The organism is Chloracidobacterium validum (assembly GCF_018304825.1).
Classification (GTDB): Bacteria; Acidobacteriota; Blastocatellia; order Chloracidobacteriales; family Chloracidobacteriaceae; genus Chloracidobacterium; species Chloracidobacterium validum.
On sequence record NZ_CP072649.1, the window covers coordinates 267,915 to 283,828 of the forward strand.

6 protein-coding genes are annotated in these 15,914 nt (G+C 62.7%); 3 read left to right on the top strand and 3 right to left on the bottom strand.

The window, feature by feature from the left end; genetic code table 11:
- Positions 1 to 30: 30 nt before the first annotated feature.
- From metH to bchE, 3 genes are all read right to left on the bottom strand, one after another.
- Positions 31 to 3,732, bottom strand: a complete 3,702-nt coding sequence (gene metH / locus J8C06_RS12280; RefSeq protein WP_211430443.1) for a methionine synthase — start codon at positions 3,730 to 3,732, stop codon at positions 31 to 33.
- Between the two features lie 214 nt (positions 3,733 to 3,946).
- Positions 3,947 to 5,299, bottom strand: a complete 1,353-nt coding sequence (gene hemN / locus J8C06_RS12285) for an oxygen-independent coproporphyrinogen III oxidase (RefSeq protein WP_211430444.1) — start codon at positions 5,297 to 5,299, stop codon at positions 3,947 to 3,949.
- Complete coding sequence (bchE, locus tag J8C06_RS12290) at positions 5,262 to 6,920, bottom strand: magnesium-protoporphyrin IX monomethyl ester anaerobic oxidative cyclase (protein WP_211430445.1); 1,659 nt, start codon at positions 6,918 to 6,920, stop codon at positions 5,262 to 5,264. Before bchE ends, hemN begins: the two co-directional genes overlap by 38 nt.
- A gap of 347 nt (positions 6,921 to 7,267) precedes the next feature.
- On the opposite strand from bchE, the gene J8C06_RS12295 reads away from it, so the two are divergent.
- From J8C06_RS12295 to J8C06_RS12305, 3 genes are all read left to right on the top strand, one after another.
- On the top strand, positions 7,268 to 9,028 hold the full coding sequence (locus J8C06_RS12295) for a hypothetical protein (protein WP_211430446.1): 1,761 nt from the start codon (positions 7,268 to 7,270) through the stop codon (positions 9,026 to 9,028).
- 38 nt (positions 9,029 to 9,066) lie between these two features.
- Positions 9,067 to 14,052, top strand: a complete 4,986-nt coding sequence (locus J8C06_RS12300; protein WP_211430447.1) for an ATP-binding protein — start codon at positions 9,067 to 9,069, stop codon at positions 14,050 to 14,052.
- Between the two features lie 89 nt (positions 14,053 to 14,141).
- A complete protein-coding gene (locus J8C06_RS12305; protein ID WP_211430448.1) occupies positions 14,142 to 15,878 on the top strand; it encodes a hypothetical protein in 1,737 nt (578 codons plus the stop codon).
- The last annotated feature ends 36 nt before the right edge of the window (positions 15,879 to 15,914 follow it).

Consider the following 15,914-nt stretch of genomic DNA (forward strand, 5'->3'; position numbering starts at 1 on the left):
AGCGCCACCAGACCAAGCCAAAACACCCCGTCAGCCCGCTGAAGCCTCCTCGTAGCCCAGGTTGGGGCGCAGCCACCGTTCGGCTTCGGCAACCGACCATCCCTTGCGGGCAGCGTAATCTTCAATTTGGTCGCGTCCTAGCCAGCCGACGGCAAAGTAGTGGGCCTCAGGATGGGCGAAGTACAGCCCACTCACCGAACTGGCCGGCTGCATGGCGCAGCTTTCCGTCAACCGAACGCCGGCGTTTTCCTCCGCGCCCAACAGCGCGAACAGTGTCCGTTTTTCCGTGTGGTCCGGCGAGGCCGGGTATCCCGGCGCGGGGCGAATGCCGCGGTAGCGTTCCCGAATGAGGTCGTCACGGCTGAGGTTTTCGGTCCGGCCGTAGCCCCACAGGTCGCGGACGCGCTTATGGGCCAGCTCGGCAAAGGCTTCCGCCAGTCGGTCGGCCAGGGCCTTGGCCAGGATTGAACCGTAGTCGTCATGGTCGGCGTCAAACGCCGCGCAAAGTTCATCCAGACCCAGCCCGGCCGTCACGGCAAATCCTCCAACGTAGTCGGCAACGCCGGTGTCCTTCGGGGCGACGAAATCCGCCAGCGCGACGTTCGGCTTGCCGTCCGTGCGTTCGACTTGCTGGCGTAGCGTATGAAAGAGCGCCAGTGTCTCGGTTCGGCTTTCATCGGCGTAGAGTTCGATGTCGTCGCCGACGGCGTTGGCCGGAAAGAGACCGATGACGCCCCGTGGGTGGAGTAGCTTGTCCGCGATGATCCGTTCCAGCAGGCGCTGGGCATCGTCGAAGAGTTCGCGCGCGCGTTCGCCCATCACCGGGTCATCGAAGATTTTGGGATAGCGCCCGCGCAGTTCCCAGGTGTGGAAAAACGGCGACCAGTCAATGTACGGCACGAGCGCATCCAGCGTCACGTCATCGAGCGTCAGGATGCCGAGCTGTTCCGGGACGGCCACGGTTTCCGCGTCAAAACGCAGTCGGGGGCCCCGCGCCCGGGCTTCGGCCAGGGACAGCAGGCGCTTGCGGTCGAGTTTTGCCTGATGCTCGGCGCGGAGCGTGGCTTGTTCGTCGGCGTTGTGGGCGGCGAAGTCGGCACGCTGGTCGCGGCTGGTCAACGCGCCGACGACGCCCACCGCCCGCGAGGCATCGAGCACATGAACGGTCGTCCCGCAGTAAGCCGGCGCAATCTTGACAGCCGTATGCAGCTTTGAAGTCGTCGCGCCGCCGATGAGGAGCGGCAGATCAAATCCCTGCTCGGTCATCGTCTTGGCCACATGAACCATCTCGTCCAGTGAGGGCGTAATCAGGCCGCTCAGCCCGATGACATCCACCTGGTGTTCGCGCGCCTTGGCCAAAATGACATCGCAGGGCTGCATCACGCCCAGATCAATCACGTCGTAGTTGTTGCACCCCAGAACGACGCCAACGATGTTTTTGCCGATGTCATGAACGTCGCCCTTGACCGTGGCGAGCAGGACTTTCTTGCGCGCGCCGTGGCCATTGGTGGCTGTTTTTTTCTCGGCTTCGAGGTAGGGCAGCAGGACGGCGACGGCCTTTTTCATCACCCGCGCCGACTTGACGACCTGGGGCAGGAACATCTTGCCCGCGCCGAACAGGTCGCCGACGACGTTCATGCCATCCATGAGCGGCCCTTCGATGACGGCGAGCGGCGCGCCGTACTTTTGGCGCGCTTCTTCGACGTCGGCTTCGATGTAGTCGGCGTTGCCCTTGATGAGCGCCTGCTTGAGCCGTTCTTCGACGCTGGCGTGCCGCCACGCTTCATCCTTGACGGTCGTTTTGCCCGCGCTTTTGACCGAATCGGCAAAGGCCAGGAGCCGTTCGGTGGCGTCCGGGCGACGGTTGAGAACGACATCCTCGACGAGTTCGAGCAGGTCGGGCGGAATCTCGTCATAGACGGCCAGTTGCCCGGCATTGACGATCCCCATGTCCATCCCGGCCCGGATGGCGTGGTAGAGAAAGACCGAATGCATGGCTTCGCGGACGACGTTGTTGCCCCGAAAGGCGAACGACAAGTTGCTCACCCCGCCCGAAACCTTACATCCCGGCAGGGTTTGCTTGATGACCCGCGTTGCCTCGATGAAGTCCACCGCGTAGTTGGCGTGCTCTTCGATGCCGGTGGCAATGGCGAGAATGTTCGGGTCGAAGATGATGTCTTCCGGCGGGAAACCAACCTGTTCGGTAAGAATGCGGTAAGCGCGGGTACAGATTTCGATCTTGCGCGCCGCGGTGTCGGCTTGCCCAACCTCATCGAACGCCATGACGACCACGGCCGCCCCATAACGGCGGATGAGGCGGGCCTGTTCGATGAACACCGCTTCGCCTTCCTTGAGGCTGATCGAGTTGACCACACACTTGCCCTGCACACACTTCAGCCCGGCCTCGATGACGTGAAACTTCGAGCTGTCAATCATGATCGGGACGCGCGCGATGTCGGGGTCTGAAACGACCAGATTCAAAAAGCGCGTCATGGCGCTGACGGCATCGAGCATGCCTTCGTCCATGTTGACGTCAATCACCTGCGCCCCGTTGGACACTTGTTGACGGGCAACCGCCAGCGCGTCTTCGTAGCGTTCGGCGCGAATCAACTCGGCAAACTTGGCCGAGCCGGTGACGTTGGTGCGCTCGCCAATGTTGACGAAGTTGGTTTCGGGCCGAATGACCAGGGCTTCCAATCCGCTCAGGCGGGTGTAGCGTTCTGGCGTCGGCCGGACGCGCGGCGCACATCCGGCAACGGCGGCGGCAATGGCGGCAATGTGCTTGGGGGTCGTCCCACAGCAGCCACCGACAATGTTGAGCCAGCCGTGGCGGGCAAAGTCACGCAGCAGTTCACCCATGATGTCGGGCGTTTGGTCAAAGCCGCCAAAGACGTTGGGCAGTCCGGCGTTTGGGTAGCAAACCAGGTAAAACGGGGATTTTTCCGCCAGTTCTTCGACATGGGGGCGCATTTCCGCCGCGCCGAAACCACAGTTCATGCCGAGCGCCAGCAACGGCGCATGCTGCACCGAGATGAGGAAGGCTTCGACCGTCTGCCCGGAAAGCGTGCGTCCACTGGCGTCGGCGACGGTGACGGAAGCGATGACCGGCACCCGCTTCCCGCGTCGCTCAAACACCTCCTCGATGGCAAAGAGCGCCGCCTTGAGGTTGAGCGTGTCGAAGGTGGTTTCTGGCAACAGTAGGTCAGCCCCACCGTCAAGCAGACCTTCAGCCTGTTCGGCATAGGCGCTCACGAGTTCATCGAAGGTGGTGCCCCGCGCGCCGGGGTCGTTGACATCCGGCGAGATGGAAGCCGTTTTGTTGGTCGGCCCAAGCGCCCCGGCGACAAAGCGGGGGCGTGAGGGGTCGTTTGCCAGAAAGGCGTCCACGGCGCGGCGCGCGCACTGGGCCGCGGCGAAGTTGAGTTCGTAGGCCAGATGCTCCAGGCCATAATCCGCCTGGGAAATCCGCTGGGCATTGAAACTGTTGGTTTCGATGATGTCCGCGCCGGCCGCGAGGTAAGCCAGGTGAATGGCCTCGATGATGTCGGGCCGGGTCAGGCACAACAGGTCGTTGTTGCCTTTGAGGTCATGGCTGTGATCCGCAAATCGTTCGCCGCGATAGTCGGCTTCCTGGAGCTTGTAAGACTGGATCATCGTCCCCATGGCGCCGTCGAGGACGAGAATGCGTTCACGTAGGATTTGTTCGAGCAAATGAGCAGGTGAATGGATCATGAAGTGAAATTACGCCGGCAGCGCATAAAGCAACCTAGGGCTGAGGGAAGGCGTAGTCTAACCGCTTGTGCCGGGGACGACTAGTCTGATTGTCCGACTTGGATCGTCCCCGACCAGCCCGCGGGCCGGGCCGTGAAGGTCATGGTTGGCGTGATGGATGTGCAACCCACGCGGCCGGCCCAGAGCCAGGACGCTGGGCCGGCCGTGGCGCCGGTCAAAGTGTTTTGGAGAAGACCGGTTGCGATGTGCCAGGTTTCAGGTAGGCATCCAGTGTCATGCAGATATTGCGGACAAACGGTCGTCCCACCGCCGTCACCACAAGCCGGTCGGCTGTGTAGTCAACCAATCCGTCTGCTTCCATGTCTTGGAAGTGCGCCGCATGGGCGTCGAACGCTTCCCCAAGGGTTGCCAGTGGAAGCTCCATGTTGCACATCAAATGACTGATGGCGGCGCGGCGACGCTGGTCATCCGGGGTGAGCCGGTGGCCGCGCGCGATGGGCAATTCGCCCTGATCGAGCGTCGTCTGATAGCGCCCCAGTTTGGCGTCATTCTGCGCGTAAAACCCGGTCAACTCACTGATGCCGCTCATCCCAAACGCAATCAGGTTGGATGCCGGCCGCAGCGTGTAGCCCATGAAGTTTCGGTGCAGTCGGCGTTCCTGGACTGCGACGGCCAGTTCATCGCCTTGTCGGGCAAAGTGATCCATGCCCACCCAGACGTAGTCGTGGCTGGTCAATCGCTGCCGTGCTTCGTCAAACAGCGCAAATCGGGTCAGGACATCCGGTAGGTCTTCCGTTCGGATGTGGCGTTGCTTGGGGCGCAGCTTGGGGACATGCGCGTAGTTGAACAGGGCTACCCGGTCTGGCTGCATCGCCAGGACGGCCTGCACCGTCTGCCGGAAGGTTTCACTGGTCTGGAGTGGCAAGCCATAGACCAAGTCCAGGTTGATGCTTTCAAAGCCCACGTCCCGGCAGGCCGCGTAGATGCTTTTCGTGAGCGCCTCCGGTTGATGCCGTCCGATCGCTTGTTGAACCTGCGGGTCAACGTCTTGTACGCCCAGACTAATGCGGCGGAAACCAAGCGACCGGATGTGTTGGAGTTGAGCCAACGAGGCAATCCGCGGATCAATCTCGATGGACATCTCACCGCGCCAGTCCAGATCAAATGCATCGCCGAGCAACTGCACGAGCCGTTCCATCTGACGCGCGGTTAGCGTGTTCGGCGTTCCGCCGCCCCAGTGCATCTGGACGACCCGCCGTCCACGACCGAGGAGGTCCACCACCAGATTGATTTCCCGCGCTACCCGGTCAAGGTAAGCATCCACGACTTCGGTCTTACTGGTGACGGCGTTGTTGCATCCGCAGTAATGGCAGGCCATCGCGCAAAAAGGCAAGTGCACGTACAAGCACAGGTCTTGCGCATCGGGCGTTTCCGACAACTCACGAAGCGCCGTTTGGTAGTCCGTCGCCCCAAACCGGTCACTCCAGACCGGAACCGTGGGGTAACTCGTATAGCGTGGCCCGGGGCGGCTATATTTTTGCAAGAGGCTTTCGATCTTCGTCGTCATCGGGATGCTCCCTTCTGCCAATCGCAACCAGAGGCTCCGGCGTCAGGTGCGCCTCGCGCGGGCCGCCACACGCCGAGATCGAACCCAGGTAGTTCACATCTGCGCGTGTGGGTGAGGCCTCATCATCGAGCGCTGCCAGTTGCTCACGGCTGTACACTCTGGATTCATCGAAGCCAAGGTCAACCTCAACCCCAAGCCCTTTCCGTTTGACGCGCCCAATGTCATAGAACCGTTTGGTCGCCGTCATTTTGACGAAGGCTTTGAGACAGCCCAGCATGTACTTGCGCTTGAACGAATCCCGAATGAAGGGGTATTCCAGAAAAGCTTTCCGACTGTAGAACTTGCCGTACATCTTGAGCACGCCTTTGAGGACGTCTTCGCGTTCCATGTCATCGGGTTGCATGATGGGGGTCACGAAGTTGTAGCGCGAGTAATCGCGGACTTCGACGCGGTCCTTGAGTTCCTCGAAGAGTTCGGAGAAGGGCCAGGGCGTGTACATGTTCCAGTTGGCCATGTCTGGGTTCCAGTCCAGGGCCAAGCGGTAGGTTTCCTGAAGCGTTTCGGGCGTTTCGTTCTCTAGCCCCATGATGAACTGCGCTTCGGCTACCATGCCGTTGTCTTTGAGGAGTTGGATGGCGCGTTTGTTTTCCTGAATGGTCGTTTCTTTGCGGAAGCGGTTGAGGTTCATCTGGGTGGCGGCTTCTGTGCCGAGCGATACGTGGACCAGCCCGGCCTTGCGATAGAGCGGCAGCAGGTGGGCGTCGCGCAGGATGTCGGTCACGCGCGTGTTGATGCCCCAGTGGACATCGAGTTTGCGCGCAATCAGGGCTTCACACAGCGCGACGAACTTCTTCTGGTTGATGGTGGGTTCTTCGTCGGCCAGGATGAAAAAGCCCACTTGGTGGTCTGTGACAAGCGTTTCGATTTCATCCACAAATTTTTCTGGCGAGCGGGTCCGATACTTCCGCCAGAACTTCCACTGCGAGCAGAACCGACAGGTAAACGGGCAGCCCCGGGCAAAGTTCGGCACGGCAACCCGAACGTTGAGTGGAAGGTAGATGTACTGGCTCCAGTCCAGTACGCTCCAGTCGGGGGTTAGGGAATCCAGGTCGGCAATGGGCGGATGGGCCGGGGTGGCAATGACATTGCCCTCATCGCTCCGAAAGGCGAGTCCACGAATGTCGTGGCGCTGCCGGCGGTCATCACCGGCTTCGATGGCGCGCAGGAGGTTGACGATAATTTCTTCGCCTTCGCCGCGCACGATGTAGTCAATCCACGGGGCTTCGGCGAGCACTTGACCATACATGAAGCTCGGATGAATGCCACCTAAGATCGTGATGGTAGAAGGGTTGATGTCCTTGACCAGCTTGAGGGTGGACTGCGCCTTGTAAATCATCGGCGTAATCGCCGTCGCCATCACCACGTCGGGCTGATTGGCGCGGATGAGATGTTCCAAGGCTTCGTCGGTGAGATCGAGCGCCATGGCATCCACGAAGCGGTAGTTTGTGTAGCCGGCGTGCCGCAGCGCTCCGCCAATGTAGGGGGCCCAGCTTGGCGGCCAGTTCCCGGCAATTTCTGCGCCGCCGCAGTGGTAATTCGGTTGAATCATCAGAATCTTCATAAAAATTGCGTCCTCAGCGCCGTGGTGTACCAGCCAGGGCCTGGTGTGGGGACGTTTGGAAAAAGCAAGGCCGGCGCCCTCTTGCTTCCAAGGTACAGCGCCGTGCCCCTCAAGTGTGAGATTTTTCACGGTCTTTTTAGGTGCTGGGAACCCAAGCGAGACGCACCCTAGTGTCCCGGCGGCACTTCCGATGACCGGCAACCACCGCTTGGCAGTCGCACCCCCGCCATGCAGGATTGGAAAATCAGCCACATCGTGATTAATCGAACCGGTCGCGCGCCGGCGGCCCTGGGGTTGCCAAGCATCCGGCTGAATGGCGCGCTCAAGTGAAGGGAAAGGCAGCGGTTGTGTCTGAGGGAACCTACAAAAGCCGTTTGCGGGATTGTTTTGGAAAGGACTGGTGCGACCAGGTTCTGACCGGTGACTACCGTCCGGCCATACCACTGTCCCTTCAGGACGTGGACATCACGGCCGTGCTGCCGACGGTTTTTTACATGATTCGCTCCGTCCAACGGCGCGGCAAGGGACGCTTTACCAGCGTTTTTGGCGCTGACCCGACGGTGGGGCGGCTGGCTGCCGATTTGGCGCGGACGGCACATTTCAAAGGCTTTGACGCACCGCCAGCACAGGACGTGCTGAGTGACCTGCTCCTGGGCTTTTGCCTTGAAAATCGCAACCGCTCTGAACGCAAGACCGAACCTGTCCGGCGGGCGCTGCCCACGCACTACTTTGCCGCCTGGCTTGACCTGCCGGAGAAAAGCGTTGACCTGCGCTACATACCGGAAACGCTGGTGGCCATGCTGGCCGGACAATCTGGCCCCTGGGTGGAACCTTCCGCCCCCGATGACCCAACCCCCTTTCCGGTTGGGCGACGATTTCAAGAAAATCTGCTCCTCAAGCCCTTTCTGCGGGGCGTCCTCCCGGCCGATCTGCCGCGTAACCTGCCGGATCGGTTTGATGAGGTCACTTCGGTGACACTGCCCGAATGGCTCATGATCCGGCTGGCAGAGCGGCTGGAGCAGCCCCCACAATCACTGGGCAGCCGGGAGGGTGGCGCGCGCATTCCCAACCAGCAACCGTTGGCGTGTGTCCACAACCCACTGCGGGATGACCTGGCCGTTTTCATCGCCGCCTATGGCGAGACCATGCCGCGTGGCGTCCTGATTGGCATGCTCGAAAGCGCGTTGGCAGTCGGTTTGACGACCATGCTGACCAGCACGGCCGAGGCGCTTGGCTGCTGGGCGCAGGACGGGCGTTTGCCACAGAAGCAGCCACGGCATTGTCCGCTGTTGCTCGATGCTTCCAACGGGCGCGACCGTGAGCTGGCGCGCGCGGCAGAAAAAATCTTTGCCGAGCAAAGCAAGCGTTTGGAGTGCGTCCCGGTCATCCTGATGGCGCTGCGATTGCTCGACTACGAAGCTGAACGCCGATTGCCGGCCCATGACCCCCTACCGGCGGCGACGCCCCACGGCGACGCGCGCCTCACCTGCCTGGGCGACCTGCTCTATGCGCGCCATCCGGCTTCCCAAACCGTGCTCGCGGCCCTGGTCAGCAAAGCCGAAACGGTAGCTGCCATCTGGCCGGAGCCCTCCGCCAAGTTGGCGACGGCCCTGCGAGACCGGCGTCCGGCCGCCGAAATCGTGCTGGCGTTGGCGCAGGTGCTGACCGAACTCCGCGGGCGCAAGCAGGCCGGCAAATGGTTTGAGCTGTTGGATAGCTGCGCGTTGTGCGACGACCCACGCGGATTGGTCATCAAGTCGGGGACAGCGCGCAGCGGCCGCACCCGACGTGACATCCGGCGCGGCAGTCTTCCCGATGCCACACTGGATTACCTGGCCCACCTGTGGTTGGCACACCAGGCTCGGTCGGCAGCGGCAACGCTAAAAGGATTTTGGATGTGGTTGCCGAGCCGCTATGGTTTTCATGTGACCGATCCGCCGCTGCCCGGTGTGACGCTGGCGGATGCCTTGCTGAGAAACAATCAACAGTACTTGGAAAACCGCCTGCGCGACTTGGGGCTGCTGGTCAGCGTCAGTGACGCCGAGGCGATGAAGCGCTTGCAGCCGCGTTTTCCGATCAAGCCAATGCCTCATGAGACCGTTTCATGAGACCAAAATACGCAACCAAAGCATAACGAGATGGTGACGTGCGGAATTTTTTGACCGATACGGCCGATTGGACACAAGGCGATCACGTGCACTTTCTTGCCGCGGCGTTTGGCAAGCTGCTCGGCAAAGCTAGACCAGGGACGGTGGTCTATGTCCGCGATGCTGCGCCAGACATCATCCGCCGGCTCCCGCAGGATACGTACTTCACCGACACGCTCAGGGCGAAGGGCTGGCAGGTGTACCGGGTGGCCGCGCGGGCCGATGAAGCCCTCAATACCATCACGTCCGACCAGGCCGTGGCGCAGCGCGAAGCCAAGGGGACGGCCACCCTGCTGCTGGTCGAGCGGAACGAAGCCGGTCCTGGCATGGATGGCATCTACAGTGCCGGGCGGGAAATCCAGGAAGACAAACTCCTCGATGAAGCCTGCCACCAGGCGCTACAGTCGGTTGCCTCGCCCCCGCAACGCGCCTTCCTGCGCGCGCTGCTCAAGGATACCCAAACCCGTCTGTCCCATCGCTCACGCTGGCTGGCCTTCGATTTTTTGGCCCGTGTGGTGAAACGGCCGGAAGATTGGGGAGCACACCTGTGGCTCCTCGGGCGCTGGCCCGTGGTGAGTCAAGACCTCCCATCCCAAAGCACGAAACAAGCCGCGCTCCACCGCGCCGAACAAGCGGCACGGTTGGTCACCGATCTCTTTGGCGCGGCGGCGCTCCGCCGGCCCCTGGCCGAGCGTTTGGCGCGGGCGCGCGTCCAGACGAAAACCGAAGCCGAACGGCAAGCGCTACAGGCGTTTCTGGAAGCCCACCAGGCCGAGCCGACGGATGTTGTGCTCAAGCGTCTGCGCGACCGGCCCGAATTCTGGCTGGGCAGGATCGAGACGGCCTCGGTCGCGGAACACCTCACCGACCTGACGCTCTCGCCCTGGCGCGCGGCGCGTGGCTCATCGCCGTTCAAGTGGTCGGGTCTGAACCAGGACCCGGAAACGCAAGCGCTGGTTTGGCCGATCCACCCCAATGCCGAAAACACTGCCGCCCTTCAGGTCAAGTGGAAAACCACCCCGGCGGAACTTCCTCCCGGCAGCGTGACCTACCACCTCGCCTTGGTTGATGCCAACGGCGCCGCCCTGTTTGAAACCGAGCTGACCCATGCCGGTAAAAACGAAGAGAAGTTTACGCTCACGGCCGAAGACCTCCCCAATGGTGGCGAGGGACTGGACTGCACGGCGCGCCTGGTGCTCACGGCGACGCAGGAGCACACGACAATCACGCGCGAGACCGAGTGGTTTACCATTCGCGCCGGCGAGGTCGGCGCCGATGCGGCCACATCGCAGTCCCGCCGGTGGGTCCGCGCCTTCAGCGAAGGCTTGATCGAACTCGACAGCCCGGCACAGGTTGCCGCCCGGTGGGAACACCCGGCCCTTGCGGAGTCTGACGCCGTCATCACGCTGGAGATGGACAAGTCGCGCAGCTATGGCCTGCGCTATCCGGCGCTCTTTGCCGCCGTTGAGCGCGCCTGGGCCGATTTGGCCTCCCCGGTAGTCCGGTGGACGCTCACCGTCCGCGAGTCAGGTTTCTGGCGGGGAACCGTCTCCCCGGTCAACCTCGTGCCTGGGATGGAAACCCCACTTCACCTCTGGCAGCGCGTGCACGAGGCCACGAGCAAACTCGTTCAACACGTCCAAAAGGTGAAATTGAACGGTCTGACCTATGTTGAGCCGAGTCCGCAGGCAGAGGTCATCGGCGCGTACCTTGACGCCTGGTGTGACTTGCTGGCCGTGGGCGAGCCGGAACTGGCGCTGGTGAGCACCGTTGCCGTCAGTGATGGCCGCCGGGTCCGTGGCCTCATCGTCCTGCCTACGCATCCCTTGCGCCTGGCCTGGCATGCCGCCTACGACGCCCTGCTCCTCCACGCCCGTTTCCAGGAACAGGTGGCGCCCAAGACGCTGGTCCGCGAACTCCGCTGCCTCGACGGCATGTGGTTTCCGGCCTGGTTGCCGGGCGTGGAAGCCTCTCCGGCCTTCGTCTTTGCCGATACGCTTGGTTTTCATGCGGCGGCGCTGGTGCCCGAAGATGACCCGGAGCCACGGGTGACGACCACGCTACTGGCGCGGGCTTTGGAAAACTGTGAGAAGCCGGATGACCGACACCTGCCGAGGACGCTGGCTGACCGCGCCGTCACCTTGCTGGGCGATGAACTTCGGGCCTACGCAGCCGGCCATCCCTACCAAAAACTGCTCCACATTCACGCACTTCGCGCCGGCGACGGACAAACAGTGACCCGGGCCCTGGGGCAAGCGCGGCGGTCAATCATGGCGGTGACGACTCCGGCGACCGATGACGACGACGATACGGAGACACCTGACAACCAACCCCCGGCCTTCGTCCTGCACTTGCATGCCTCACCAACGGACAGCCCACTGGCCGGACAGTTTTTGCGCCAGCTCACCCTCCGCCGCCGCCTGCGTGGGGCGTCCACCGTGCCGAGCGAAGACCGGTGGGTCAGCGAGACGACGCGCTACCACCACGGCGTCACGCAGCCCAACCTGCAATGGATTCAGTCGGCGTCTCCGCTCCCGGAGACGCCGGGGCATGTGGGCATCCTATTTGACCTGTTGACGTCCCAAGTACGGACCGGCGCACCGCCCCCGAACCTGCCACCGGCCGGAGTTTGCGGACTGCTATCCAGGTTGTGCCGGGTGTACTATCCCGGCCCGGTGCCCCGGTGGGAGGCGTTCCTGCCGGATTTCAGCCGCGCCACGGCGCATCCGGCCGACGCGCCGCACACCGTCCGGTTGTGTGCCTTGCAGTCCGGTCTTGGTCGCCTCGTGGCGCGTTACTTGCACCTGGAAAACGGTTCGGCATGCCTGACGACCACGCTTTCCGAAACGCGCCAAGCTGAACTACGGCACATGCACGAATGCTGCGACTGGGTCGTGACGCTCGACCATTTTGCCGGCGTCGAGTACTTCGACCATCCCCACGCCCACAGCGATGTCTATGCAGCGCATGTCATTGATTGTGTGCCGGACCGCGATGACGTTGCCGACTTGCGGCTGGTGGCTTCAACGGCGCTCATTGCCGAAGTCGAGGCGCTCCTGGCCGAACTTGCCAAGCGCGCAGGGTGCGCGTTGGACGCCAGGACGGCGCCGTTCCTTTTGGCGCGGCTGAAGGAAATCAGCCGCCGCCTGCCCATTCGCCTGGCCGGGGCCGAACCCCCGGCGGAAGAGCTGCTGGCCCTGGCGGCGGCCGGCGCGTACTGCCGAGCGGCCGAACCGGATGATCCCTGTTGGGTTGCGCTGCGCAATGGCGTGCTCATCCCCGTGGATGACATCCCCGACCTGCTTCCTGAGCCACGGCTGCGCCGGAGCGCGGCCGTGCCGGAGCGCCGGGCCGACTTTCTCTACGTCACGGGGCATCCGTCCGGGCAGCTTGTCGTTCGCTTCATTGAAGTCAAATACCGCAGGGCATTTGAAGCGTTTTCGCCAGAGCAGGTAAATCAGCTCCTCGACGAGATTCGGGCGCAGGTCGAAGCCACGCGCAAAGGCTTCCTCAAGCAGTACCTTGACCCAGCGCTCCCGCCCACGCTGCGTCTCCTGCGGCTGGCGCGCCTGGCCCTGGTCGTGCAGTCCTATGCCGACAAAGCCCGGCGTCACCACCTGGAACCGGCCGGCTACGACGCGCTCTACGCGGCCTGCCATGGGTTGTTGGAAGGGCGTGGTGACGTGGTGGTTGCCGCCGAGGAGGAGGACCGCGGCTGGGTCTGCTCGCCGAGTTTTGCGGGACCCACCCCGCTGGAAGTGTCGCGGGCCGGTTGGCCGGTGAGAACCTTTCGGTTCGGCTTGCCGGCCCTGGATGTTCCCGACCAGGAAGATAACCACCCAGAAGACAGCCATCAGGCAGACCACCCAGAAGACAACTCAAAAAACGGCGCAGTGGGGGTGGGCGGCCCACCCGCCGAGCCACTTCCGCCTGGTGACGTTGAGCCGGCTATCGTGCTCGGCCGCAGCCGGGCCGGCCACCCGGTGTCTTGGAAGCTCACCATCAAGGGTAATCCGCACCTGTTGGTGGTCGGTCTGCCCGGTATGGGGAAAACGACGTGCCTGCTCAATATCTGCGCGCAGATGCACCGGCAGCGAGTTTGTCCGCTGGTCTTTTCCTATCACCAGGATTTCGATGAAAAGCTCCAGTCCAGAATTCCCGCCGTGGATTTGCTCGAAGTCGGACGCCTGAGCTTCAACCCGCTGGCCGTGACGACGGTGGAGCATCCACGGGCTTACGTGGATGTGGCCGGGGCCACGCGCGACATTTTCGCGGCCATGTATCCCGACCTCGGCGACCTGCAACTCGGCGCGCTCCGCCGCGCCATCGTGGAAAGCTTTGAGGAACGGGGGTGGAGCACGGAGCGAGTCGGCGAGACGCCACCGTTCGGGCGCTTCGTTGAACTACTCCGCCAAAAAGCCAGGCAGGATGCGAGCTTGCGCCGGCTTTTGACGCGCCTGGATGAACTGGAAGACTATGGCTTTTTCAAGCCACCGCCGACCGAGCCGGCGCGCGACCTGTGGCAACGGACGGCTCCGGTCGTGGTGTGCTTGCACCGCGAGCAAAGCGAGGTCGTGCAGTCGGCCTTTGCCATGCTGGTGCTCTACCAGCTTTACAAGGATATGTTCCGGCGCGGCGTGCAGTCGCGGATCACGCATGCCATCATGTTTGATGAAGCGCACCGCGCCCGCCGGCTGAAGCTCATTCCAACCGTGGCGAAAGAGTGTCGGAAATACGGCATTTCGCTGGTGTTGGCCTCGCAGGAAGCGCGGGATTTCGATCCTAGTGTGTTTTCCGCCGTCGGCAGTCAGCTCGTGCTGCGCGTCAACGAGGCAGATGCCAAGGCGCTGGTGCGCAATATGACGGCAACCGGACAAGCGCGCTCGGTCGTGGACCAGATCAAGTCCATGCCCAAATTCCAGGCGCTCTATTTCAGCGAACAGGCCGCACCACAGTATTGTCACTTGCTCGCCGATGCCGATTGACACGCCGGCGCGTCCGGGACATCCACATGGGGGCAGGTTGGGTCTATGGCCGAGCGTTGGTTTCAGATAGCCAAAGTGGTGGGGAAGTCATGACCGTAGAGCGTCGCCCACGCCGCCTGGAATGGCTGCGTGACGTGCAAAAGGCCTATCCCGGTTCGCGCCGTGGGAACATCGAGACCCACGGACTCGATAGCGACTTTGCCCGCCAGACCTACGTGGCGACGGGGCTGGAATCCCAGCTCCTGGATGCCGTCACCGGTCGGCGTTTCCGGCTCATCATCCTGTGCGGCAATGCTGGCGATGGTAAAACCGCGCTGCTGCAAAACCTGGCCGGCCGGCTTGGCCTTGGGAACACTCGGCGGCAGGGCGGCCCGGTCGAGTATCGGCTGGCCGATGGGCTGCGGGTGCGGTTCAACCTCGATGGGTCGGCGGCCTGGGAGGAAGGGTCTTCTGATCTCTTGCTGGATCAGTTCTTGGCGCCTTTTGTCAACGGGCCACCGTCCGAAGACATCGTTCACTTGCTGGCCATCAACGATGGACGGCTGTTGAGTTGGCTGGGCCGGGGACGGGAAGCCACACCCCTCGCCCGGTCCCTACTCCGCCGGCTGGACGGCAATGGAACGGATGACGCCCCACACATTGGGTTGTTCCATCTCAACCGCCGTTCGCTCGTCGGCGAGTTTGACGCCACCGGACAGCTCACCACCGGGTTTCTGGATGCCTTGCTCGATCAGCTCTACGGAAGCGCCGACGCGGCCACGATGTGGCAGAAGTGCGGCACCTGTGTGGCCCAGCCGCATTGTCCCGTGTTTCGGGCCGCAACGTACTTTGGGCCGGATAACCTGCCGGGGCGGGTAGCGGCGCCCAAGCAGCAACATGCCCGCCACCAACTGTACCGTGCCCTACAGGCTGTTCATCAGCTTGGCAAGTTGCATCTGACGATCCGCGACCTCCGGGGTACGCTGGTTTACATCCTCTTCGGAACCGCCTCCTGTGACGCTCACTGCAAGGGAAAGCCGTATCCGCCGTACTGGGATCGGGTCTTTGACGCGCAAACGCCGGATCGGCAGGGCGAACTCCTCGCGGCCCTGACGGTCTTTGATCCGGCCCGGGAGGCGGATGCCCGACTCGATCGCTATTTGCTGGCCAGCCAGCGCCAGCGGCGTCCAAATCTTGCCGGAGCGCGGCGGCAGGCCTACTTTGAGTTGCTGCCGGAAACGGTGGCGCAGATTGGTGGCAAAACCGCCTACCTGGGGCTGGCGCGCGGACGGCATCTCGACTTGCTACAGCAGGTTCCCTTGCTGTCCGACGCGGAGCGGAGGTCCGTGGTGCAGCGGCTGGGGCGGGGTCTATCCAAAGCGGAACTGTTACCACCGCTTGCCTACGCGAAAACAGACAGCCTTCCCTTTCGGATTCATCCACGCACGCCGACCGATACGGTGTTCTGGATCGAAACGCGGCTAGATGCGTTTGCCGTGGAGGCAGCTTGGCTGGACGTGGGGGGACTGGGGCCTGACCGGCGTGGCCTGCCCCACGAAGCTTTTCTCGCGCATCGCAATGCGCGGGGACAGACCGCCCGGCTGCGGCTGACGGCTGATCTCTTTCACGTCCTGCTCGAGCTGGAGCGCGGGTATCAGTTGAGCGCGGCGACGCTGGATGAAACCTTTGCGCACCTGGCGCTCTTCATCGAGCAGATCATCCAGAATCACGACGGCGACTGGTATGCTTGGCATCCAACCCAGGAAGATCGGGTGTACCGACTCAGGTTGACCACTCGTGACTTGGGCCACGGATTTCACCAAGTCTTGACCGTTGTCCCGGACTGAGAGCAGCTATGGTTAGGTGGCTACTGCAACGCGGGT